The 23,216-nt window shown below is 63.2% G+C and carries 24 protein-coding genes; 17 read left to right on the top strand and 7 right to left on the bottom strand.

Features of this window, described 5'->3' with window-relative positions; genetic code table 11:
• Window positions 1–22: 22 nt before the first annotated feature.
• The 6 genes from J3R84_RS16690 to hemC all read right to left on the bottom strand — a co-directional run bounded on the left by J3R84_RS16690 (window position 23) and on the right by hemC (window position 5,903).
• Entirely contained in the window at window positions 23–751 is a 729-nt protein-coding gene (locus J3R84_RS16690; protein ID WP_025425105.1) for a glutamine amidotransferase, read from the bottom strand.
• 1 nt (window position 752) lies between these two features.
• Complete coding sequence (locus J3R84_RS16685) at window positions 753–1,235, bottom strand: tellurite resistance TerB family protein (protein ID WP_025425104.1); 483 nt, start codon at window positions 1,233–1,235, stop codon at window positions 753–755.
• A gap of 25 nt (window positions 1,236–1,260) precedes the next feature.
• Window positions 1,261–2,907 carry a heme biosynthesis protein HemY gene (locus J3R84_RS16680; RefSeq protein ID WP_025425103.1) on the bottom strand — a complete coding sequence of 549 codons (1,647 nt, stop codon included), beginning with the start codon at window positions 2,905–2,907 and terminating at the stop codon, window positions 1,261–1,263.
• An 11-nt stretch (window positions 2,908–2,918) separates the two neighbouring features.
• Window positions 2,919–4,157 carry a COG4223 family protein gene (locus J3R84_RS16675; RefSeq protein WP_203528598.1) on the bottom strand — a complete coding sequence of 413 codons (1,239 nt, stop codon included), beginning with the start codon at window positions 4,155–4,157 and terminating at the stop codon, window positions 2,919–2,921.
• A gap of 102 nt (window positions 4,158–4,259) precedes the next feature.
• Window positions 4,260–4,970, bottom strand: coding sequence for a uroporphyrinogen-III synthase (locus J3R84_RS16670; RefSeq protein WP_025425101.1), 711 nt, complete (start codon window positions 4,968–4,970; stop codon window positions 4,260–4,262).
• A gap of 3 nt (window positions 4,971–4,973) precedes the next feature.
• Complete coding sequence (gene hemC / locus J3R84_RS16665; protein WP_025425100.1) at window positions 4,974–5,903, bottom strand: hydroxymethylbilane synthase; 930 nt, start codon at window positions 5,901–5,903, stop codon at window positions 4,974–4,976.
• A gap of 74 nt (window positions 5,904–5,977) precedes the next feature.
• Between hemC and tsaD the strand changes: the two genes are divergently transcribed.
• The 7 genes from tsaD to J3R84_RS38760 all read left to right on the top strand — a co-directional run bounded on the left by tsaD (window position 5,978) and on the right by J3R84_RS38760 (window position 10,024).
• Entirely contained in the window at window positions 5,978–7,072 is a 1,095-nt protein-coding gene (gene tsaD, locus J3R84_RS16660) for a tRNA (adenosine(37)-N6)-threonylcarbamoyltransferase complex transferase subunit TsaD (protein ID WP_025425099.1), read from the top strand.
• A 31-nt stretch (window positions 7,073–7,103) separates the two neighbouring features.
• Window positions 7,104–8,093 (top strand): NAD(P)H-dependent glycerol-3-phosphate dehydrogenase, encoded by a 990-nt coding sequence (locus tag J3R84_RS16655; RefSeq protein ID WP_025425098.1) that lies wholly within the window; start codon window positions 7,104–7,106, stop codon window positions 8,091–8,093.
• A gap of 17 nt (window positions 8,094–8,110) precedes the next feature.
• Window positions 8,111–8,404, top strand: coding sequence for a YciI-like protein (locus tag J3R84_RS16650; protein ID WP_025425097.1), 294 nt, complete (start codon window positions 8,111–8,113; stop codon window positions 8,402–8,404).
• A 6-nt stretch (window positions 8,405–8,410) separates the two neighbouring features.
• On the top strand, window positions 8,411–8,842 hold the full coding sequence (locus tag J3R84_RS16645) for an EVE domain-containing protein (protein ID WP_025425096.1): 432 nt from the start codon (window positions 8,411–8,413) through the stop codon (window positions 8,840–8,842).
• 67 nt (window positions 8,843–8,909) lie between these two features.
• Window positions 8,910–9,581, top strand: a complete 672-nt coding sequence (locus J3R84_RS16640) for a class I SAM-dependent methyltransferase (protein WP_025425095.1) — start codon at window positions 8,910–8,912, stop codon at window positions 9,579–9,581.
• 60 nt (window positions 9,582–9,641) lie between these two features.
• The gene (locus J3R84_RS16635) at window positions 9,642–9,956 is read left to right on the top strand and encodes a DUF1761 domain-containing protein (RefSeq protein ID WP_309239158.1); all 315 of its coding nucleotides are present in this window, start codon (window positions 9,642–9,644) and stop codon (window positions 9,954–9,956) included.
• Complete coding sequence (locus J3R84_RS38760) at window positions 9,908–10,024, top strand: hypothetical protein (RefSeq protein ID WP_309239157.1); 117 nt, start codon at window positions 9,908–9,910, stop codon at window positions 10,022–10,024. Before J3R84_RS16635 ends, J3R84_RS38760 begins: the two co-directional genes overlap by 49 nt.
• A 42-nt stretch (window positions 10,025–10,066) precedes the next feature.
• Here J3R84_RS38760 and J3R84_RS16630 read toward each other — a convergent pair whose 3' ends face one another.
• Window positions 10,067–10,744, bottom strand: a complete 678-nt coding sequence (locus J3R84_RS16630) for a hypothetical protein (RefSeq protein WP_025425093.1) — start codon at window positions 10,742–10,744, stop codon at window positions 10,067–10,069.
• 306 nt (window positions 10,745–11,050) lie between these two features.
• Between J3R84_RS16630 and sdhC the strand changes: the two genes are divergently transcribed.
• The 10 genes from sdhC (at window position 11,051) to J3R84_RS16580 (ending at window position 23,214) form a co-directional block, all read left to right on the top strand.
• Window positions 11,051–11,446: a succinate dehydrogenase, cytochrome b556 subunit gene (gene sdhC / locus J3R84_RS16625; protein WP_203528596.1), complete on the top strand. Its 396-nt coding sequence runs from the start codon at window positions 11,051–11,053 to the stop codon at window positions 11,444–11,446.
• Between the two features lie 12 nt (window positions 11,447–11,458).
• Window positions 11,459–11,839, top strand: coding sequence for a succinate dehydrogenase, hydrophobic membrane anchor protein (gene sdhD / locus J3R84_RS16620; RefSeq protein WP_025425091.1), 381 nt, complete (start codon window positions 11,459–11,461; stop codon window positions 11,837–11,839).
• A gap of 7 nt (window positions 11,840–11,846) precedes the next feature.
• Window positions 11,847–13,688, top strand: a complete 1,842-nt coding sequence (gene sdhA, locus J3R84_RS16615; RefSeq protein ID WP_025425090.1) for a succinate dehydrogenase flavoprotein subunit — start codon at window positions 11,847–11,849, stop codon at window positions 13,686–13,688.
• A gap of 18 nt (window positions 13,689–13,706) precedes the next feature.
• Window positions 13,707–14,486: a succinate dehydrogenase iron-sulfur subunit gene (locus J3R84_RS16610; RefSeq protein WP_025425089.1), complete on the top strand. Its 780-nt coding sequence runs from the start codon at window positions 13,707–13,709 to the stop codon at window positions 14,484–14,486.
• Between the two features lie 331 nt (window positions 14,487–14,817).
• Window positions 14,818–15,357, top strand: a complete 540-nt coding sequence (locus J3R84_RS16605) for a protease inhibitor Inh/omp19 family protein (RefSeq protein ID WP_025425088.1) — start codon at window positions 14,818–14,820, stop codon at window positions 15,355–15,357.
• 62 nt (window positions 15,358–15,419) lie between these two features.
• A complete protein-coding gene (gene zapE, locus J3R84_RS16600; RefSeq protein WP_025425087.1) occupies window positions 15,420–16,574 on the top strand; it encodes a cell division protein ZapE in 1,155 nt (384 codons plus the stop codon).
• Between the two features lie 183 nt (window positions 16,575–16,757).
• Entirely contained in the window at window positions 16,758–17,723 is a 966-nt protein-coding gene (gene mdh / locus J3R84_RS16595) for a malate dehydrogenase (protein ID WP_025425086.1), read from the top strand.
• A gap of 110 nt (window positions 17,724–17,833) precedes the next feature.
• Complete coding sequence (gene sucC, locus J3R84_RS16590; RefSeq protein ID WP_025425085.1) at window positions 17,834–19,027, top strand: ADP-forming succinate--CoA ligase subunit beta; 1,194 nt, start codon at window positions 17,834–17,836, stop codon at window positions 19,025–19,027.
• A 17-nt stretch (window positions 19,028–19,044) separates the two neighbouring features.
• Window positions 19,045–19,947, top strand: coding sequence for a succinate--CoA ligase subunit alpha (gene sucD / locus J3R84_RS16585; protein ID WP_025425084.1), 903 nt, complete (start codon window positions 19,045–19,047; stop codon window positions 19,945–19,947).
• A 270-nt stretch (window positions 19,948–20,217) separates the two neighbouring features.
• A complete protein-coding gene (locus J3R84_RS16580; RefSeq protein ID WP_025425083.1) occupies window positions 20,218–23,214 on the top strand; it encodes a 2-oxoglutarate dehydrogenase E1 component in 2,997 nt (998 codons plus the stop codon).
• The last annotated feature ends 2 nt before the right edge of the window (window positions 23,215–23,216 follow it).

Below are 23,216 nucleotides of genomic sequence, written 5' to 3'. Positions count from 1 at the left end.
GTTCGAGCTGCAAAGCTTGGCGTCAGGCCGCCTGCCTGGAGCCCGCCTGCACGAAAATGAGATCGAGGAAATTTTCCATCCAGGTGCGCAACGGCGCATCGTGCTGCATGCGCCCGTCGAGATGGGCCTTGCCCATCTGGGCGCCGGGCAGTTCGAAGCGGTGCGCGCCGTGCACCACCCATCGATGCATCATCGCGCGCGTCAGCTCGCCATGGAACTGGATGCCCCAGGCGTTTTCGCCATAGCGGAAGGCCTGGTTCGGATAGGTTTCGCCGGTTGCCAGCAACTCGGCACCTGCAGGCAGATCGAACCCCTCGCGATGGAAGTGATAGACCATGTCAGGCCAGTCCATCAGTGCCCGCCCGGCGTCGGTGGCGACCAGCGGGTACCAGCCGATTTCCGTCATGCCTTCATGATGCGGCGCGACCTTGCCGCCAAGGTTGCGCGCCAGCATCTGCGCGCCCAGGCAGATGCCGAGATAGGGCTTGTTTTCCTTGAGCGGCACCGATAGCCAGTCGATCTCGCGGCGGACGAAATCCTCCTCGTCATTGGCGCTCATCGGCCCGCCGAAGATGATCGTGCCGCCGTGGTGCTCGAGCGTCGGTGGCAGCTCGTCGCCAAGCGCCGGACGACGGATGTCGAGGGAAAAACCCTTCTGCGCGAGGATCTGGCCAACACGGCCGGCGCTCGATCGCTCCTGGTGCAGGACGATGAGGATGGGCTTCCTGTCGGTCTCGGCGGCTATCGGCATTTCAGCTTTCCTGTTGCGGTTCGCCTTCTTCCGCCGCATCGATCCTGGCCGCGACCTCCCGTCGCTTCAAAACCCGGTCCCGCCCGGAGACGCCGAGTAGATCGGCGATCCGCCAGATCACGTGATCTTCCATCTCGCTGCGCTCGCCATCGGCGTAGACGACCTCCCAGAGCATGCCGATCAATTCGATGCGCTGCTCTTCGGAGAGGTGGCGCTTCACTTCGGCGGTGAACTGATAGAAGTCGATGGCCTCGCTTTCGGCGGACTTGCCGGCTTCGACAAGCGCGTCGAGTGCTGCATCGTCGAGTTCATAGTGCTGCTTGATGATGGCGCGCATCTTGCGCTGCTCGGAGGCGAGGATCTTGCCGTCCGCCTCCATCACCTGAATGCAGAGCGCGATGACCGCCACGCGCGGATCACCCCTCTCGATCCGCGTCGTCGGGCCGGTCAGGCCCTCAAGAAACGTCCGGAAGCGTTCAAACATGTTTTCGCCCACAGCCCCTCAAAACTCAGAACAATCGGAAAGTGGTCTTTTCCGACACTTTTTTGCCGACAGCCGGTTCCCGCACGCCGGGATCATCCGGAGGACGGCCGAAGAACGGGTCGGCGACCGGCTCGCCATTGGAGGCGCCGTCCTTCTCGCGTGTCCTCTCGACGATCGGGGCAGGTCTTTTCGTTTCCACCACCTTGATCGGCTCGGCGCGCTCGCGCGGCGTCTCGGCTGCGGCTTCGATGATCACGGGCGTATCGACGACCGGTTTGGCCGGAGCCGTGCCGTGGCCTACGGGATGGTGCTCAGCCATGACAGGGGGCAGGCTGCGGATCGCTTCATCGGCGCTCAGGTGGCCATCCTCGACCTGTGCGGCCAGTTGCAGGGCCGGTGCCTTCCATTCGAAGGCGTCGAGCCGTCCGCTGACCGGCGAGACCGGTAGCCAGGTCGGGGAAGTCACGCCGTCGGCCGTCCAGGCCGGATCGCGCGGGCTCTTCAGGGCCTGGGCCATCCAGTGGCGGATGCGACCCTCGTCCCCGGTGTCGGCCTCCTCGATATCTGCAAGCAGCAGAAAGATGCTTTCGGTCGGCTCCAGCCGGGCTGCGGCCTCCGCCTTGGTGCGGGCAAGCAGAAGCTCGCGCGCCTCGAGTGCTGCTTCGGCGACGGCTGCCATGGCCACCGCGTTGTTCGGGCGCAGCGATTCGAGTTTTCTCGCCCGCTTCAGCCGGTCGACCGCCGTGTCGCCGCCGCGTGCCCGCACGTAGAGGCGGGCGACATCGGGATGCGGCTCATGTTTCCAGGCCTTTTCGAGGATCGATGCTCCCTTGCGCAGGTTGTCCTCGCGAAACAGCGCCTTTGCCGCCACCTGTGCGGCGGGCACCAGATTTTCGTCGAGCTTGAGTGCTGCAAGCGCGTCGTCGCGGGCCGCCTTGGCATCGCCGTCGAGGCGCGTCATGGCGCGGGCGGTCAGAAGCACGGCCTTCTTGCGGTCGGCCTCCTTGCGCTCAAGCACATGGGCTGTCCTGCTCTGGTCGAGCAAGCGCAGTGCGTCATCCCATTGTCCGGCCTGGCTCTGGCTGTCGAGCGTTGCCAGTGTCGCCCAGGGCAGGTGCGGCGCTTTTTCGGCTGCCCGCTCGGCATATTGACGCGCCGCCTCGTGTGCGCCGAGGCGTTTGGCTTCGAGATAGAGACCGCGCAGGCCGAGTTCGCGCGTTTCCGGATCGTCGGCCATCAGTTCGAACTTCTTGCGCGCGTCGTCGTATTTGCCTTCGATCAGGAACGTCTGGGCTTCGAGCAGGTGGATCAGCGGTTCCTGATCGGCGCTGATCAGGCCGCGGGTGCGGGCGGTCATCTTGCGCGCCTGGTTGGCGTCGCCGGCGCCGGCGGCGATCAGGCCAGTCGACAGTGCCTGGTAGCCCCTGTCGCGCTTTCGGGCGCGGAAATAGCGGGTGACGGTGTGTGGCGACAGCCAGATGGTGCGCACCAGCCAGATGGCGATCAGCACGGCGGCGACCAGCGAGATCAGCAGCGATGCCGCGCGCATCAGGCTCATTTCGATGAGCTGGCCCTGCCAGACGAGCGACAGTTCGCCCGGCCGATCCGCGAGCCACGCGAAGCCGAGGCCGAGACCCAGAACGATCAGGATGAAGATCAAAATGCGGATCATGTCTGTCTTCCTCAGCCCTGGGTGGTGGACTTGTTCATCGTTGCCGCGACCGCCGCATCGATGATGCCTTCGACCCGGAGACGCTGGTCAAGCTTGACCTTGAACGGTTCACCGGCGGTCTTGGCCGCAGCCGGAAGACCGTCCCATTCCAATGCCGCGCCCTTAAGATCGCCGTTGTTGAGCTTGTCCTCGATGCGGGCGACGACGGCCTCCGGCGTGTCGCCTTCGACGCTGCCGACGGGACGCACGCGAATGCCCGACATGGCGCTGGAGACGAGGCGATCGAAGATGCCCTCGTTCGGGTCCGGCTGATTAAGCGCGTCGAGCATGGTATTGGATGTGGTTGCAAAATCCCGGCGAAGGTCGGCGCGCGTTGCCACGCCCGTCGTCGCATCCTGAGCGAGGGCGGTGACGGCCGTTTCATCAGGGGCGATGCTGCGAAGCGCATCGAGTTCAGCCAGGAACGGCCCGCCACGATCGATCGCGGTCTTAAGCGCGGTGACGGCGACGGCCTTGGCAACCTGGATATCGTTGGCGGGTTCGTTGAGTTTCTGTTCGGCGGAATCGATGCGGCTTGCCAGTTCGGCTCTGGCCGTCGTTGCCGATTGCTGCGCTTCGGCAAGGCCTGATTTCAGCGCGGCGATCTCCTTGGTGAGGTTCGTCACTTCGGCCTTGAGTGCCGTCATCTCGCCGGTCGCCACTCCGCCGGCGCCCGGTTGTGCTGCCGTCTGTTCCAATGCGGCGAGGCGGTTCTCGAGCGGTGCAATGTCGACGGTTGTGGTTGGCGCCTGTATGCCGGCCACCTGATCGCGCAGGGCCTGGATCTCGCTCGAAAGCGTCAGCTCTGTGGAAGACGTGCCGCGGTCGGGGCCGAGCCCCGGCACATAGCCGGCATATTGCAGCACGCCGAAGCCGAGCAGCGTCACCAGGCCGCCGAGGATCCCGGCTGCCAGTGAACCGGAATTGGACGGCGGCTTTTGTACGGGGCTTGCTTCAGGCTCACGGCTTAAATGCGGCGGCTCCTCGTTGAAGGCGGCGGCTGCCGCATCGGCGCGCTGCTCCTCGATTTCCTCTTCGACGCGGGCTTCCGCTGCGCCATCGGCTTTGGGGATTTCGGTCGGTTCATCGGCGGTTGCCGCGGGGTTTGCCGTCGTTTCGGCATTTTCCGTCACGGTCTTTTCCGCTTCAAGGTCGATCGTCAGCGGCTCTTTCTCGGCTTTCGAGCGGCGCGGCGGGTTTTCCGATACCATGGTGACCTCTTACCGTTGTTGCCTGTCGGTTCTTGCAACAAACCTAGTCAGGCTGGCCGGTGAGGGAAAGCCCCCTTGCTTCCGTTTTTGATCGAAATAGCATTAGAGAAGGCTGAAAAGGCTTTCTTCGTCTGGTCTTGCTGCGACCTCGACTGAGGCTCCATCCGGGAGCGCTCCGGCAACGGCGGCGCTGAGGCAGAGATAGCGCGGAGAGAAAGCGGCGGTCTTGAGGCCGGCTTCGACAAGCAGCGCGGCGAAGCGTCGCGCGGTGTCGTGGGAATAGAGCAGCACCGCGTCCGGCCGGCCGGCCGATATCAGGCGCGCCAATATGTCGGGCGGATGGGCGATCGGCTGCATCCGGTAGCATTCGACCGTGACATGCTCGATGCGAAGCTGCCGTAGCGTGGCTTCAAGTCCGTCGGAGCGGGGGGAACCTGCGAGATAGAGGAGGGGCGCCCGCGATGCAGAAAGCGTGGCGGCGATCGTTTCGGCAAGGCTCCTGCCGGTTCCCTCTCCCGTGTGGAGCGAGGTAAAGCCGAGATCGCGCGCCGCCCGGGCCGTCGCTTCGCCGACGCAGAAGCAGGGTTCCGCTTTATAGGGCTCCAGATCGGCGCCAAGTTCGCCCAACGCCCGTACGGCTTCGGCACTGGTCAGCGCGACTGCGGCATGTGGTCTTTCGAGTGCTTTCCGTGCCGCCTCTGGCAAATGTTCCGCCCGCGCCAGCGGCAACAGCAGCGGCTGATGACCCATGACTTCCAGACGGCGGGCCGTAGCCTCGGCGGCGGGCTGCGGCCGGGTCACGAGCAGCCGCATGGCTCAAGTCCAGCTCGAGAAGAAGCCCGGTCCCGCCTGCGCGCGGATATCTTCGCCGGCCTTTTGCCCGAGGGCTTCGGCATCGGCAGCCTTGCCTTCGACCGTGATGCGGTGATGGGTGCTGCCATCCGGCGTCAGGATCATGCCGGAAAAACGCAGATGCGTGCCGTCCGAGACCGCCAGGCCGGCGATAGGCGTTCGACAGGAGCCGTCGAGCGTCGCAAGGAAGCCGCGTTCGCAGGCGACCGCCTCATGGGTTCTGCTATCGTCGATGGCGGCGAGCAGGTCGTTGACGCGTTTGTCGCCGATCCTGCTCTCGATACAAATCGCGCCCTGCGCCGGTGCCGGCGGAAACTCTTCCGGGTCGAGCAGTTCTGTCGGCACGTCGGCCATGCCGAGCCGCTTCAGGCCGGCATAGGCAAGCAGCGTCGCATCGACCTGGCCTTCGGCGAGCTTGCGCAGCCGCGTCTCGACCTGGCCGCGATAGGTGATGACGTTGATGTCGGGCCTGAGCCTCCGGATCAGCGCCTGCCGGCGCAGCGACGACGAGCCGACAGTCGCGCCTTCGGGCAATTCCAGGAGCCTGGGTGCGGTGCGGCCGATGAAGGCGTCGCGAATGTCCTCGCGCGGCAGGAAGGCGGAAAGAAACAGGCCATCTGGAAGCTTGGTCGGCATGTCCTTCGAGGAATGCACGGCGAAATCGAGTTCGCCCGACAGGAGCTGCTGCTCGATTTCCTCGGTGAACAGGCCCTTGCCGCCGATCTCGGCCAGCGACCGATCGGTGATGCGGTCGCCCTTGGTGGAAAGGATGACAACCTCGAACATTTCCGGCGACAGACCATGCACGGCCGCGAGGCGATCGCGCGTTTCATGGGCTTGAGCGAGCGCCAGTGGGCTGCCACGCGTGCCGATCCGGAAAGGTTTTGTTTGCATCAAAGGCTATCCATTGTTACCGGAGTTCCGTGTACCCACCTTTCGGTGCGACCGCAATCTTTGAGTAGTTCCTGATGTCTCCGCCCATGCGCATCCTCGGCATAGAAACAAGCTGCGACGAAACCGCGGCTTCCGTCGTGCTGCGCGACGAAAACGGCAGGGGAAGCATCCTCGGCGACGTCGTCCTGAGCCAGCTGGAAGAGCATAGCGCCTATGGCGGCGTGGTTCCGGAGATTGCCGCGCGCGCCCATGTCGAAGCGCTCGACACCCTGATCGAGGAGGCGCTGCTGCGGGCCGGCGTGACGCTCAACGACATCGATGCGATTGCTGCGACAAGTGGTCCCGGTCTGATTGGCGGCCTCATCGTCGGACTGATGACGGGCAAGGCGATCGCGCGGGCAACCGGCAAGCCGCTCTATGCCGTCAATCACCTGGAAGGTCACGCGCTGACCGCGCGGCTCACCGATGGTCTGAGTTTTCCCTATCTGATGCTGCTCGTTTCCGGCGGCCACACGCAGCTGATCCTGGTCAAGGGTGTCGGCGACTACGAGCGCTGGGGCACGACGATCGACGATGCGCTCGGCGAGGCCTTCGACAAGACGGCCAAGCTGCTCGGTCTTCCCTATCCCGGGGGGCCGGCCGTCGAGCGTGCCGCCCGCAATGGCAATGGCGAGCGTTTCGATTTTCCGCGCCCGTTGGTCGGCGATGCCCGGCTCGATTTCTCATTCTCCGGGCTGAAGACGGCGGTGCGCCAGGCGGCGCAGTCGCTGGAGCCGGTGACGGACCAGGATATTGCCGACATCTGCGCCTCCTTCCAGCGCGCGATCTCGCGCACGCTCAAGGATCGGATCGGGCGCGGGTTGAAGCGGTTCAAGACGGATCACGCGTCCGTGGAAAGGCCGGCGCTGGTCGTTGCCGGCGGCGTTGCCGCCAACCAGGTGCTCAGGACAACGCTCCAGGAACTCTGCAACAAGAACGGCTTCGATTTCATCGCGCCGCCGCTTGCGCTTTGTACCGACAATGCCGCGATGATCGCCTGGGCGGGTGCCGAACGGTTTGCCGCCGGTTTGCCGGCGGATGGTCTCGATGTCGCGCCGCGCTCGCGCTGGCCGCTCGACCAAAAGGCGCAGACCTTGCTTGGTTCGGGCAAGCGCGGCGCCAAGGCATGACGGAAAGCAGCCAGGGCATGATGGACAGGATATGAACACCAACCCGAAGATCGTGGTGGTCGGAGCGGGTGCCTTCGGCACGGCGCTTGCGGCCGTCGCCGCATCCGCTAACGGCAGCGATGTGACCCTTCTCGCCCGGCGCGAGGAAACCGCGGATGAATGCCGGCTGACCGGCCGCAACGAGCCGTCGCTCCCGGGCATCGACCTGCCGGCAGGGCTCAAGCACAGCGCGGATGCTGCGGTGCTTGGCGACGCTGAGATCGTGCTGTTCGTCATGCCATCGCAGGCACACCGCGATGCGGCGCGGCAATACGGTCCGTCGATCAATGCCGCGGCGACGATCGTCACCTGCGCTAAGGGCATGGAGCAGGCAACGGGGCGGCTTTTGACCGACGTGCTGGCGGAAGAATTGCCGGGCCACGGCATCGGCGTGCTCTCCGGCCCCGGCTTTGCAGCTGACATCGCCAAGGGGCTGCCGACGGCGATGGTGGTTGCTGCCGCCGACAACGACACGGCGACGCTGCTTGCGGAGGCTCTGTCAGGCCCGACCTTCCGTCTCTACCCTTCAGAAGACCGCATCGGCGTGCAACTTGGCGGCGCGCTGAAGAATGTGCTTGCCATCGCTTGCGGCATCGTCGAAGGCGCAGGTTTGGGCGACAGCGCCCGGGCGGCGTTGATCTCGCGCGGCCTTGCGGAGATGTCCCGCTTCGTCGTCGCCGAAGGCGGGGATGCCGATACCGTTCGCGGCCTCTCGGGGCTCGGCGATCTCGTGCTGACGGCAACCAGCCACCAGTCGCGCAACCTGCGCTTCGGCATTGCGCTCGGCAAGGATGGCCGCGGCAGCGGACGCCAGGGCGAACTCGTCGAGGGGGCCTTTGCAGCCTCGGTCGCCGCCCGCGTCGCCCGCGATCTTGGCGTCGAGATGCCGATCACCGAGGCGGTCGCCGCCATCATCGACGGCAAGCTCGATGTGCGCACCGCCCTTGAACAATTGATGTCCCGTCCGATCACCCAGGAATGACTTCGTCAGGAGGAAGCATGCTCTTCGCACTTCAATGCACCGACAAATCAGGCGCGCTGCAGCTTCGGCTGGACACGCGTCCGGATCACGTCGCCTATCTCAACGACCTCAATGCCAAGGGCATTCTGAAGATGGCCGGCCCCTTCCTCGGCGACGACGGCAAGCCGACCGGAAGCCTGGTGATCGTCAAGACCGAGACGATCGACGATGCGCGCGCCATCGCCGAAGCCGATCCCTACGCCAAGGCCGGCCTGTTCTCCAACGTCGAAATCAAGGCCTTCAACTGGGTCTTCAACAACCCGGAGGCTTGAGGCGCGATGGCATTCTGGCTTTACAAATCCGAGCCCTTCAAGTGGTCCTGGCAGATGCAGAAGGATGCCGGCGCGAAGGGCACCGAATGGACCGGCGTGCGCAACTACCTCGCACGCAACAACATGCGGGCGATGCAGATCGGCGACAAGGGCTTCTTCTACCACTCGAACGAAGGGCTTGAAATCGTCGGCATCACCGAGGTCTGCGCGCTTTCGCATCCGGATTCGACCGCCGAGGGCGATGCCCGCTGGGACTGCGTCGACATTCGCGCTGTTCGCGACGTGCCGCGCCCGGTGACGCTGAAGGAGATCAAGGATAACCCCAAGCTCGCCAACATGGCGCTGGTCACCAGCATGCGCCTTTCAGTCCAGCCGGTCACCGAGGACGAATGGATCGAGGTCTGCCGCATGGCCGGGTTCGACAGTCCGCCACGGTAGCTTTGTTTTTCCGCGTGATTTATCCGAAAACCGGCTCCCGCATTTCGGATCACGCTCGGAGTGTTTCTTGAAGACCGATCCCGAAAGCTTCATCCGCGCCAACACCGACGTTCTGTCGCCGCCGCATGTGCCAGAAATCCGGCTGCATCTGGCGACGGAAGCGCATGAGCTCTGGCTGAAAACCGAGGAGGAGCTGGAGGAAATCGGTCTGCCGCCGCCGTTCTGGGCCTTTGCCTGGGCCGGCGGGCAGGGGCTCGCGCGTTATATCATCGATCATCCGGAGGTCGTTCGCGGCCGACGCGTCGTCGACTTTGCCTCGGGCTCCGGGCTGGTCGCCATCGCCGCGATGAAGGCGGGGGCGGCTTCTGTTCTTGCGGCCGATATCGATCCCTGGGCCGAGACGGCGGTGCGGCTCAATGCCGAACTGAACGGCGTCGATATTGCCTACACCGCAGAGGATATTACCGGCCGCGATCTGGCCGCCGACCTCTGCCTTGCCGGCGACGTCTTCTACGACAAGTCCTTTGCCGAGCGCCTGCTGCCCTGGTTTACGGCGCTCAGCTCCGGCGGCGCGACCGTCATCGTCGGCGATCCCGGCCGCTCCTATTGTCCGCGCGACAGGATGACGGCGCTGGCGACCTACGAAGTGCCGGTCACAAGGGCGCTTGAAGACAGCGAGGTCAAGCGCACGACGGTCTGGCAGTTCGGCGCATCAACGGCTCCTTCCGTGCCCGATTGACAGCGGCAACGCATTCGCTTCCAACTTCCTAAAAACGATAAGGGGATGAGGGGAACGAAGATGGCTTTTGCGGGCATGAACTATCTGGCGGTGCTGATTGCCGCCATTGCGGCCTTCGTCATTGGCGCCGGCTATTACGGCGTTCTCGGCAAACCCTGGATGAAGGCGGCGCGCATCGACCCCGCGACGGCGCAGATGTCGCCGGTTCTTTTCGCGATTTCCTTTGTCTCAGAACTAGTGATGGCGACGATGGTCGCCGGTGTCGTCGGCCATCTCGGCCCGGCCCAGGTCACCGCTTTTAGTGGCTCGGTTTCGTCGCAACCAGCATGGTCGTCAATCACCGCTACCAGGGATTCGGCTGGAGCCTGTCGCTGATCGACGGCGTGCACTGGCTGCTGGTGCTGTCGGCGATGGGCGCCATCATCGGCGCCATGGGCGTGTGACCGCGCGCAGGCCCGGTGGCTCCTCGGTGGGAGCCGTCACCGCTATCGCCGGATCACGCAGACGCCGTGCTCCCAGGCGCAGGCGCGATTGAACGTTTTCGGCGACATCACGATGATCTTTGCGCGCTTCACCTGCGGCGGCGGCGTAAACTGGCCGTCGTCATAGTAGCTGTAGTTGCCCTCCTGGCTGAAGTAGATGCCGTTGCCGGGATCCCTATAGGCCGAAATGCCGCCGGCATAGGTGCCGATGCTACCGATCGTGTCCGGGAAGCCATCGCCGCCGTAGATATCAAGCCGTTCACCGCCGTAGCTATCCGGGCGATGATCATAGCGGTCGCCTGATGTCCAGATGTTACGCACTGCCTGGTCCCGCCCCCAGCCGTCGCGATAGCGCAGGCGTTCGCTATATTGCCTGTCGTAAGGACGATACCGGGGAAAGCGGATATGCCGGGTCCGGGTCTCGACTTCTGGCGGTCCGTTCTCGGCGGCCCACTGGTTGCGTGGCAGGCGATTGCGGCTGTACGTTGTGCCGTAGCCCATGCGGTCGAACTCGTGGCGACTGAAGGAACGATGCGAATACAGCCTGATGTGTCGGGTGCGCGTCTGCACTTCCCGTGGCCCGCCCCAGTCTCCCGCCCGCACCGGCAGGCAGGCAGTCGCGACAAGCAGGCCCGCAAGTGCTAGAACTTTGGTCGCATGGAATGCCCGCAACAGAGTCATTCTGTCCGTCCTCCGCAAAACGCTTAACAAATCGTTAACCGCACTCTGGGGCAATTCCGCTGGAAAGTCACGGATTTGGTTATGGTTTTCGCCCGTATCGTTAACTGGGCGCCACGTCTCGGTCGGACCTGAAAATGCCGCTTTTCGTCTAATCGATTAAATTGATTTTGCACTGCAAACACACTTGTCGTTAAGCAATATGGTGATTAAAGGTCCGAAGGACTGAATTGCGCACAATCAGGTGCGATACCGGACTAAAATCGTCCACTTTTTGGGCGTGAATCCGGGCATTTCCGTGAGGTTCCGATGACGGATGTCACAAGAAGCCGGCCGCTGTCGCCGCATCTTCAAATCTATAAGCCTATCCCGACAATGGTGATGTCCATTGTGCACCGCATTACCGGCGGCGCGCTCTACTTCGGCACCATCCTCGTTGCCTGGTGGCTGATCGCCGCCGCGTCCGGCGAAGCGTACTACGACTGGGTCAGCTGGCTGTTCGGCACGCTTCTCGGCAAGCTGGTGCTCTTCGGCTACACTTGGGCGCTGGTGCACCATATGCTCGGCGGCCTGCGCCACTTCACGTGGGACCTCGGCTACGGCTACGAGAAGCACTTCGCCACCAAGCTGGCCAAGGCAACGATCGTCGGGTCGGTAGCGCTTACCGTGCTGATCTGGGTGGTCGGCTATCTCGTGCGGTACTGAGGGGACAGGACCATGAACATGCGCACACCTCTCAGCAAGGTCCGCGGCTACGGCTCCGCCAAGGAAGGCACTGACCACTTCTGGCGCCAGCGCGTCACGGCAGTCGCCAACGTTCCGCTCTTGATCTTCTTCGTCATCTTCCTCGTTCGTTATGCCGGCGCTCCCCATGCGGAGGTCGTTTCGGCCCTTTCGAACCCCTTCGTCGCCGTGGTCATGGGCCTGGTCCTGCTTTCGGGACTGATCCACATGAAGCTCGGCATGCAGGTGATCATCGAGGATTACGTGCACGGTGAAGGCGCGAAGATCGCCCTTCTCATGCTCAACACATTTTTCGCGATCGTGGTTGGCGGGCTCTGTCTTTTCGCCATCCTGAAGATCGCTTTTGCAGGGTAATTTCGTCATGGCATCGAACAGTTCACCCGCTGCAAACGGCAAGGCCTACCAGTATGTCGACCACGCCTTCGACGTCGTCGTCGTTGGCGCCGGCGGCGCCGGCCTGCGCGCCACGCTGGGCATGGCGGAGCAGGGCCTGAAGACGGCCTGCATCACCAAGGTCTTCCCGACACGCTCGCACACGGTTGCCGCCCAGGGCGGCATCGCCGCCTCGCTGCAGAACATGACGCCGGACAGCTGGCAGTGGCACCTCTACGACACCGTCAAGGGCTCCGACTGGCTCGGCGACGTCGACGCCATGCAGTATCTCGCCATGGAAGCGCCGAAGGCGGTCTATGAGCTCGAGCACTACGGTGTGCCCTTCTCGCGCAACGAGGAAGGCAAGATCTACCAGCGGCCGTTCGGCGGCCACATGCAGAACTATGGCGAAGGCCCGCCGGTGCAGCGCACCTGCGCTGCCGCCGACCGCACCGGTCACGCCATCCTGCACACGCTCTATGGCCAGGCGCTGCGCAACAACGCCGAGTTCTTCATCGAGTATTTTGCGCTCGACCTGATCATGTCGGACGACGGCCGCTGCACCGGCGTCGTCGCCTGGAACCTCGACGACGGCACCATCCACCGCTTCTCCGCCAAGATGGTGGTGCTTGCGACCGGTGGTTACGGCCGCGCCTACTTCTCGGCAACCTCCGCTCATACCTGCACCGGTGACGGCGGCGGCATGATCGCACGCGCCGGCCTGCCGCTGCAGGACATGGAATTCGTCCAGTTCCACCCGACCGGCATCTACGGCGCAGGCTGCCTGATCACCGAGGGTGCGCGCGGCGAAGGCGGCTATCTCGTCAACTCCGAAGGCGAGCGCTTCATGGAGCGCTATGCGCCGTCGGCCAAGGACCTTGCTTCGCGCGACGTCGTTTCGCGCTGCATGACGATGGAAATCCGTGAAGGCCGCGGCGTCGGCAAGAACAAGGATCACATCTTCCTGCATCTCGACCATCTCGATCCGGCCGTGCTGCACGAACGCCTGCCCGGTATCTCGGAATCGGCAAAGATCTTCGCCGGCGTCGATGTGACCCGCGAGCCGATCCCGGTCCTGCCGACCGTGCATTACAACATGGGCGGCGTGCCGACCAACTACTGGGGCGAAGTCTTGAACGCCGACAGCCAGAACCCGGAGCGCACCGCGCCCGGCCTGATGGCCGTGGGCGAGGCCGGCTGCGCCTCGGTGCACGGTGCCAACCGTCTCGGCTCCAACTCGCTGATCGACCTGGTGGTCTTCGGCCGCGCCGCCGCCATCCGCGCCGGCCAGGTCATCGACCGCAACGAAGCGATCCCGGCGATCAACGTTGCCGCCTGCGACAAGATCATGGCCCGCTTCGACGCCCAGCGTTTCGCCAACGGCTCGACGCCGACGGCGGTGCTGCGCGAAAAGATGCAGCGCGCCATGCAGGAAGATGCGGCCGTGTTCCGCACGCAGGAATCGCTGGAATCGGGCTGCAAGCGCATCTCGGCGATCTGGAAGGAACTGCCCGACGTCAAGGTCACGGACCGGTCGATGATCTGGAACTCCGATCTCGTCGAGACGCTGGAACTGCAGAACCTGATGGCCAACGCCATCACCACGATCTATGGCGCCGAAGCGCGCAAGGAGAGCCGTGGCTCGCACGCCCGCGAAGACTATACCGGCGGGGCGCTTGGCGGCCGTGACGACGTCAACTGGCGCAAGCACACGCTCGCTTGGGTCAACGAGGCCGGCGACGTCAAGCTCGACTATCGCCCTGTTCATACCGACCTGATCGCCGAAGGCATCGATCCGAAAAAGATCGAGCCCAAGGCTCGCGTCTACTGATCTTGAGGAATTAGGCACATGGTTGAACTCGCTCTCCCCAAGAACTCGCAGATGACCGAAGGCAAGGTCTGGCCGAAGCCGGAAGGCGCGACCAATGTTCGCGAATACCGCATCTACCGCTGGAACCCGGATGACGGCGCCAATCCGCGCATCGATACCTTCTATATCGATATCGACGATTGCGGCCCGATGGTGCTCGACGGTCTGCTCTACATCAAGAACAAGATCGATCCGACACTGACGCTGCGCCGCTCCTGCCGCGAAGGCATCTGCGGCTCCTGCGCGATGAACATCGACGGCACCAACACGCTTGCCTGCACCAAGGGCATGGATGAGGTCAACGGCACGGTGAAGGTCTATCCGCTGCCGCATATGCCCGTGGTCAAGGACCTGGTGCCGGATCTCACCCACTTCTATGCCCAGCACCGCTCGATCGAGCCCTGGCTGAAGACGGTCACGCCGACGCCGGCCAAGGAATGGAAGCAGAGCCATGAGGACCGTCTGAAGCTCGACGGCCTCTACGAATGTATCCTGTGCGCCTGCTGCTCGACCTCCTGTCCGAGCTATTGGTGGAACGGCGACCGTTACCTCGGTCCGGCTGTTCTGCTGCAGGCCTATCGCTGGCTGATCGACAGCCGCGATGAAGCGACCGGCGAGCGCCTCGACAATCTCGAGGATCCGTTCCGCCTCTATCGCTGCCACACGATCATGAACTGCGCGCAGGCCTGTCCGAAGGGTCTCAACCCGGCCAAGGCGATCGGCGAGATCAAGAAGATGCTGGTCGAGCGTCGGGTCTGATCCGAGGTAATCGACGCGCTATCGCATGTTGCGGCGGGCCCTGTGCCCGCCGTTTGCGTTTTTTCTTCGCCGGGTGAAGGAGCTTCCTCGAACGGCCTTGTTTGTCCGTCCGGCAATCGTTGATTGTGCCGGCGCAAGACAGTCATTTCGGTCACCTGAAGCAACATGCTGCCGGGCCAGAAGTCGTCATTGTCCCGTTCGCGCAGACGTTTCAATCCTGCAACAGGTAGACATGAATCGTCGTCCCTTGATTTGACAGGTGGATTTGCTGTATTTCGGCCTATATTATCGCGTTGCATCATGGTTCGCGGAACACATCGGGAGTAAAGATATGCGGGTTATTCATGCGGCGGCGGGGCTGGCGGTTGTGCTTGCGCTGACCGGATGCCAGCGGACATCCATGGGTGGCTTCAGCTCCCAGGATTCTTCACCTGCTCCCCTCCAGGCCCAGCCCGTACCGTCGGTCTCGTCGAACCAACTCCCTGATCCCACCGGCAACACGTCACAATTCCCGGCTGCACCGACGGCGGGAACGGCAATGGCCGGTGCCGCTCAACCTGGTACCCAGGTAGCAGCAGCCACCAACGCGCTCGATGTGACCAAGGAATCGATGGTCGGCAACTGGCGCGTTTCGAGCGCCGGCAGCTCCTGCGACATGTTCCTGACGCTGACCAACCTCGGCAGCGGTTCGCGCGGCGGCACGCGTGGTTGCGCCGGCGAGCTGACGGCTATGGGTTCCTGGGAAGTGGCCGGCAAGCAGGTCGTCCTCAAGGACCGCACCGGCAACGCCATCGCTCGCCTTTACAAGACGGCCGATGCGCGCTTCGACGGCTCCACCAATGGCGGCCAGCCGGTCAGCCTCAGCCGCTAATGACCTGGTCCAGCCCGGCTAATCGCCGGGCTTCTTGTTTTCCGGTCCACCTCGGGTGAGACGTGCTCAATCCTGACGACAGCATCTACCGCAAGCTCGAAACACTCGTTCAGAGCGGCGAGCGAAAACGCGATCCGGCCCAGTTCGCGATCGCCCGGCGATTCGATCATCTTTCGGCCGAGCTCCTGGCAAGCAGGCCATCGCGCAAGACCAATGCGCTCGGCTGGCTCTTTGCCTCGCGCAAGAAGGATCATCCCCCGGTCAAGGGGCTCTACATCCATGGCGGTGTCGGTCGCGGCAAGACCATGCTGATGGACATGTTCTTCGAGGCGGTGCCGATCCAGCGCAAGCGCCGGGCGCATTTTCACGAGTTCATGGCCGACGTGCATGAGCGGATCTACAGGCACCGCCAGAAGCTGAAGAACGGCGAGACGAAGCAGGCCGATCCCATTCCGCCGGTTGCCTCCGACCTCTTCGGCGAGGCGCGGCTCCTCTGCTTCGACGAATTCACGGTGACAGACATTGCCGATGCGATGATCCTCGCCCGGCTTTTCAGCGAACTCTTCGCCAAGGGCTGCGTGTTGATCGCAACCTCCAATGTGGCGCCTGACAATCTCTACCGCGACGGTCTCAATCGCGGGCTCTTCCTGCCGTTCATCGATCTCCTGAAGGCGAATGCCGAGATCATCTCGCTCGACACCGATACCGACTACCGCCTGATGAAGACGGACGGCAGCCCGGTGTGGATCTCACCGCTCGGACCCGAGGCCGACGCGGCGATGGCGCAGGCCTGGAACAGGCAAACGGCAGGGGCCGCCGTCGCGCCCGCCGAGGTGCCGCGCAAGGGCCGCAAGATTCCGGTGCCGGCAGCAGCCGGAAAGGCGGCCCGTTTCAGCTTCACCGACCTTTGCCAGCAGCCGCTCGGTGCTGCCGACTATCTTGCGATCCTCGAGCGCTATTCCACCCTCTTCGTCGATCACGTGCCGCATCTCGGGCCGCATGTGCGCAACGAAACCAAGCGCTTCATCCTGCTGGTCGACACGCTCTACGACAACGGCGCCCGCCTCTTTGCCTCGGCCGCTGCCGAACCGCAGAACCTTTTGACGCTGAAGAAGGGCACGGAAGGCTTCGAGTTCGACCGGACCGTTTCGCGGCTGATCGAGATGCAGAGCGCGGAATATGCGGCAGAACATCCTGAAAATATTGCGGTTTCGTGACGCGCGAATGACGATAATTTTTACGTTTACGTAAGAATTTTATGATCTAACCGATTGAAATTGTTCCATCCAAAAGTATCGATTGATATTTTAACGATTGCCGTTTAATGGCTTCCGGCGAAGGTTTGGCGTTTGCGGCGTTTCAGGCCTCGATCAGTTTGGGATCACAAAGGAAGCACTTTCATGGCGCGCAACAAGATCGCACTTATCGGTTCAGGGATGATTGGTGGCACGCTGGCGCATCTCGCCGGCCTGAAGGAACTGGGCGACATCGTCCTCTTCGACATTGCCGACGGCATCCCCCAGGGCAAGGGCCTCGACATCGGCCAGTCCTCCCCGGTCGAAGGCTTCGACGTGAACCTGACGGGTGCCAGCGACTATTCCGCCATCGAAGGCGCCGATGTCTGCATCGTCACCGCCGGTGTCGCCCGCAAGCCGGGCATGAGCCGCGACGATCTGATCGGCATCAACCTCAAGGTCATGGAACAGGTTGGCGCGGGCATCAAGAAGTACGCCCCGAACGCCTTCGTGATCTGCATCACCAACCCGCTCGACGCCATGGTCTGGGCGCTGCAGAAGTTCTCCGGCCTGCCGAAGAACAAGGTCGTCGGCATGGCCGGCGTTCTCGATAGCGCCCGCTTCCGCCTGTTCCTCGCCCAGGAATTCAACGTTTCGGTTCAGGACGTCACCGCCTTCGTTCTCGGCGGCCACGGCGACACCATGGTGCCGCTCGCCCGCTATTCGACCGTTGCCGGCATTCCTTTGACCGACCTCATCCAGATGGGCTGGGTCACCAAGGAACGCCTCGAAGAAATCATCCAGCGCACCCGTGACGGCGGCGCCGAAATCGTCGGCCTGCTCAAGACCGGCTCTGCCTACTACGCACCGGCCGCCTCCGCGATCGAAATGGCTGAAGCCTACCTCAAGGACAAGAAGCGCGTTCTGCCTTGCGCGGCACACCTGACCGGTCAGTACGGCGTCAAGGACATGTATGTCGGCGTTCCCACCGTCATCGGTGCCGGCGGCGTCGAGCGCATCATCGAGATCGACCTCAACAAGGCCGAGAAGGAAGCTTTCGACAAGTCGGTCGCTTCGGTCGCCGGCCTTTGCGAAGCCTGCATCGGCATTGCGCCGAGCCTGAAGCAGTAATCGCGTCCCGTTGAGCGGATGCCTGCATTCGCTCGACCTTTTGTTTTTGCCGCATTTTCGCGGGCGGGTATTTCCCCCGCCTGCAAAATGCTCCAGACAGGAAAAACACCATGAACATTCATGAATATCAGGCCAAGGCTCTCCTGAAGAGCTACGGCGCGCCGGTCGCGGAAGGTGTCGCGATCTTCTCCGCCGACGAAGCAGAAGCGGCTGCCAAGAAGCTCCCGGGCCCGCTCTACGTCGTCAAGAGCCAGATCCATGCCGGCGGTCGCGGCAAAGGCAAGTTCAAGGAACTCTCCGCCGACGCCAAGGGCGGCGTTCGTCTTGCTTTCTCGATCGATGAAGCCAAGGCTCATGCCAAGGACATGCTCGGCAATACGCTCGTCACGGCGCAGACCGGCCCTGCCGGCAAGCAGGTGAACCGCCTCTACATCGAGGACGGCGCCGACATCGATCGCGAACTCTATCTTTCGCTGCTCGTTGACCGCTCGGTCGGCCAGGTTGCCTTCGTCGTTTCGACGGAAGGCGGCATGGACATCGAGGCTGTTGCGCACGACACGCCGGAAAAGATCGTCAACGTCGCGATCAATCCGGAAGCTGGCGTCACCGCCGCTGATCTCGCCAAGCTCACCTCGGCCCTGAAGCTCGAAGGCGAAGCCAAGGCCGACGCCGAAAAGCTCTTCCCGATCCTCTACAAGGCCTTTGTCGAGAAGGACATGAGCCTGCTTGAGATCAACCCGCTGATCGTCATGAAGAACGGCCGCGTGCGCGTTCTCGATGCCAAGGTCTCGTTCGACGGCAACGCCCTGTTCCGCCACGACGACATCAAGGCGCTGCGCGACGAAACCGAAGAAGACGCCAAGGAAATCGAGGCCTCCAAGTGGGACCTCGCCTATGTGGCGCTCGACGGCAACATCGGCTGCATGGTCAACGGCGCGGGTCTTGCCATGGCGACGATGGACATCATCAAGCTCTACGGCAAGGAGCCGGCGAACTTCTGCGACGTCGGCGGCGGCGCCGGCAAGGAGAAGGTCGCGGCAGCCTTCAAGATCATCACGGCCGACCCGAAGGTCGAGGGTATCCTCGTCAACATCTTCGGCGGCATCATGAAGTGCGATGTCATCGCTGAAGGTGTCGTTGCGGCCGTGCAGGAAGTCGGCCTCAAGGTTCCGCTGGTCGTGCGTCTCGAAGGCACCAATGTCGAGCTTGGCAAGAAGATCCTGAACGAATCCGGCCTGGCGATCACCGCCGCCGACGATCTGGACGACGCTGCCAAGAAGATCGTTGCCGCGATCAACGGCTAACTGAAGGACCAGACCTCATGTCGATTCTCGTTAACAAGAACACCAAGGTCCTCGTTCAGGGCCTGACCGGCAAGACCGGCACCTTCCATACCGAACAGGCGCTTGCCTACTATGGCACGCAGATGGTCGGCGGCATTCACCCGAAGAAGGGTGGCGAAACCTGGACCGGTTCCAAGGGCGAAACCCTGCCGATCTTCGCGTCGGTTGCCGAAGGCCGTGAGAAGACCGGTGCGGACGCATCCGTGATCTATGTTCCGCCGGCAGGCGCCGCGGACGCGATCATCGAGGCGATCGATGCGGAAATCCCGTTCATCACCTGCATTACCGAAGGCATCCCGGTTGCCGACATGGTGCGCGTCAAGGCTCGTCTCGACCGCTCCAAGTCGCGCCTGCTCGGCCCGAACTGCCCCGGTATCCTGACGCCGGAAGAATGCAAGATCGGCATCATGCCGGGCTCGATCTTCCGCAAGGGTTCGGTTGGCATCGTCTCGCGCTCCGGTACGCTGACCTATGAAGCCGTGTTCCAGACCTCCAACGAAGGCCTCGGCCAGACGACGGCCGTCGGCATCGGCGGCGACCCGGTCAAGGGCACCGAGTTCATCGACGTGCTCGAGATGTTCCTCGCCGACGAGGCCACGACCTCGATCATCATGATCGGCGAAATCGGCGGCTCGGCCGAAGAGGATGCGGCGCAGTTCCTCATCGACGAGGCCAACAAGGGTCGCAAGAAGCCGATGGCCGGCTTCATCGCGGGCCGTACCGCGCCGAAGGGCCGCACCATGGGTCACGCCGGTGCCGTCGTTTCCGGCGGCAAGGGCGATGCGGAATCCAAGATCGCTGCGATGGAATCGGCAGGCATCCGCGTGTCGCCATCGCCGGCTCGCCTCGGCAAGACGCTGGTCGAAGTCCTCAAGGGCTGACCTCAGAATTGCGTCATCGGGGCCGGCCATCAAAGCCGGCCCCGATGACCGCACTGCCTGCACAAGTCCTTCGGTCGGCATCGATTTAAGGACAAGATCATGCAGCAGGTTGAAAGTGTTACAGCGCCCTTCGCGCGTCCTGATCGACGCACGGCGCTGCAAGGACCCAAAAGCAGGGCGCACTGGATGCGTCTGACAATGATGAACGACCGGGAAAACCCGGCATCCCAACTTAAGTCAGGAGGCGGACCAAAACGTCCGCGAGAACCCATGGCAAGGCAAGAGGCCAACGAGCAATTCCAGCTCACATCGTTTCTGGACGGCGCGAACGCCGCCTATATCGAGCAGCTCTATGCACGCTACGAAACGGATCCGTCGTCCGTCTCGGCTGAATGGCAGGCCTTCTTCAAGGCGCTGGCCGACAAGCCGGAAGACGTGGTGAAGGCCGCCAAGGGCGCCTCCTGGAAGAAGCCCAACTGGCCGATCGTCGCTAATGGCGAACTCGTCTCGGCGCTCGATGGCGACTGGGGTAGGGTCGAAAAGGTCATCGAGAAGAAGGTCAAGGCGAAGGCGGAAGAAGCCGCTGCCGTCACCGGCACCGCCGTGAGCGCGGCAGATATCCATCAGGCGACGCGCGATTCCGTTCGCGCCATCATGATGATCCGCGCCTATCGTGCGCGTGGCCACCTGCATGCCAAGCTCGATCCGCTCGGCCTTGCTGCCCCGGTCGATGACTACAACGAGCTTTCGCCCTCGAACTACGGGTTTGAGGAGAAGGATCTCGACCGCAAGATCTTCATCGACAACGTGCTCGGCCTCGAATACGCGAGCATTCGCGAAATGGTCGAAATCCTCGAGCGCACTTATTGCTCGACGATCGGCGTCGAATTCATGCACATGTCAAACCCGGAAGAGAAAGCCTGGATCCAGGAACGCATCGAAGGTCCGGACAAGGGCGTCGAGTTCACGCCCGAGGGCAAGAAGGCGATCCTGCAGAAGCTGATCGAGTCGGAAGGCTTCGAGCAGTTCATCGACGTCAAGTACAAGGGCACCAAGCGCTTCGGTCTCGACGGCGGCGAATCGCTCATTCCGGCGCTCGAGCAGATCATCAAGCGCGGCGGCCAGGAAGGCCTGAAGGAAATCGTTCTCGGCATGGCCCACCGCGGCCGCCTGAACGTGCTTTCCCAGGTGATGGCAAAGCCGCACCGCGCCATTTTCCACGAATTCAAGGGCGGCTCCTACGCTCCTGATGACGTCGAAGGTTCGGGCGACGTGAAGTACCACCTCGGCGCTTCCTCCGACCGCGAATTCGACGGCAACAAGGTTCACCTGTCGCTGACGGCGAACCCGTCGCACCTGGAAATCGTCAACCCTGTCGTCATGGGCAAGGCCCGCGCCAAGCAGGACCAGATGGCGACAGTGTTCGAAGGCGACATCATCCCGTTGCGCGAACGCTCAAAGGTCATGCCGCTCTTGCTGCACGGCGATGCGGCGTTTGCCGGCCAAGGCGTCATTGCCGAAATCCTCGGCCTGTCCGGCCTGCGCGGTCACCGCGTTGCCGGCACGGTCCACTTCATCATCAACAACCAGATCGGCTTCACCACGAACCCGGCCTTCTCGCGTTCGTCGCCCTATCCGTCGGATGTGGCCAAGATGATCGAGGCGCCGATCTTCCACGTCAACGGCGACGATCCGGAAGCGGTCGTCTACGCTGCCAAGATCGCCACCGAATTCCGGATGAAGTTCCACAAGCCTGTCGTCATCGACATGTTCTGCTACCGCCGCTTCGGTCACAACGAAGGCGACGAGCCTGCGTTCACGCAGCCGAAGATGTACAAGGTCATCCGCGCCCACAAGACCGTCGTCCAGCTCTACTCCGACCGCCTGGTCGCCGAAGGCCTGATGAGCGAAGGCGAAGTCGAGAAGATGAAGGCCGATTGGCGCGCCCATCTCGAGCAGGAGTTCGAGGCTGGCCAGTCCTACAAGCCCAACAAGGCCGACTGGCTGGATGGTGTCTGGTCGGGCCTGCGTTCGGCCGACAACCAGGACGAACAGCGTCGCGGCAAGACCTCCGTGCCGATGAAGCAGCTCAAGGAAATCGGCCGCAAGATCGCCGAGATCCCGGCCGGCTTCAATGCGCACCGCACGATCCAGCGCTTCATGGAAAACCGCGCCAACATGGTTTCGACCGGCGAGGGGATCGACTGGGCGATGGCAGAAGCGCTTGCGTTCGGTACGCTCGTCACGGAAGGCACGAAGATCCGCCTTTCGGGCCAGGACTGCGAACGCGGCACCTTCTCGCAGCGTCACTCGGTTCTCTACGATCAGCAGACCGAAGACCGTTACATCCCGCTTGCCAACCTCACGCCGACCCAGGCCCGCTACGAAGTCATCAACTCGATGCTTTCGGAAGAGGCCGTGCTCGGTTTCGAATACGGCTACTCGCTGGCCCGTCCGAACGCGCTGACACTCTGGGAAGCCCAGTTCGGCGACTTCGCCAACGGCGCACAGGTCGTGTTCGACCAGTTCGTCTCGTCGGGCGAACGCAAGTGGCTGCGTATGTCGGGCCTCGTCTGCCTGCTGCCGCACGGCTATGAAGGTCAGGGTCCGGAGCACTCCTCCGCCCGCCTCGAACGCTTCCTGCAGCTCTGCGCGGAAGACAACATGCAGGTCGCCAACGTCACGACGCCGGCGAACTACTTCCACATCCTGCGCCGCCAGGTGAAGCGCGACTTCCGCAAGCCGCTGATCCTGATGACGCCGAAGTCGCTGCTGCGCCACAAGCGTGCGGTTTCGAGCCTGTCGGAAATGGCCGGCGAAAGCTCGTTCCACCGTCTGCTGTGGGATGACGCCGAGGTCATCAAGGACGGCCCGATCAAGCTGCAGAAGGATTCGAAGATCCGCCGCGTCGTGCTCTGCTCCGGCAAGGTCTACTACGATCTGCTCGAAGAGCGCGAGAAGCGCGGCATCGACGATGTCTACCTGCTGCGCGTCGAACAGCTCTATCCGTTCCCGGCCAAGGCGCTGATCAACGAGCTCAGCCGTTTCCGCAACGCGGAGATGGTCTGGTGCCAGGAAGAGCCGAAGAACATGGGCGCCTGGTCGTTCATCGACCCGTACCTGGAATGGGTGCTGGCTCATATCGACGCCAAGTATCAGCGCGTGCGCTACACCGGCCGTCCGGCTGCGGCATCGCCGGCAACGGGCCTGATGTCGAAGCACATGGCGCAGCTGGCCGCCTTCCTCGAGGACGCGCTGGGGGGCTGATC

It is taken from the genome of Ensifer canadensis (assembly GCF_017488845.2).
Taxonomy (GTDB): domain Bacteria; phylum Pseudomonadota; class Alphaproteobacteria; order Rhizobiales; family Rhizobiaceae; genus Ensifer; species Ensifer canadensis.
This window is presented reverse-complemented; position numbering and strand designations above follow the sequence as displayed.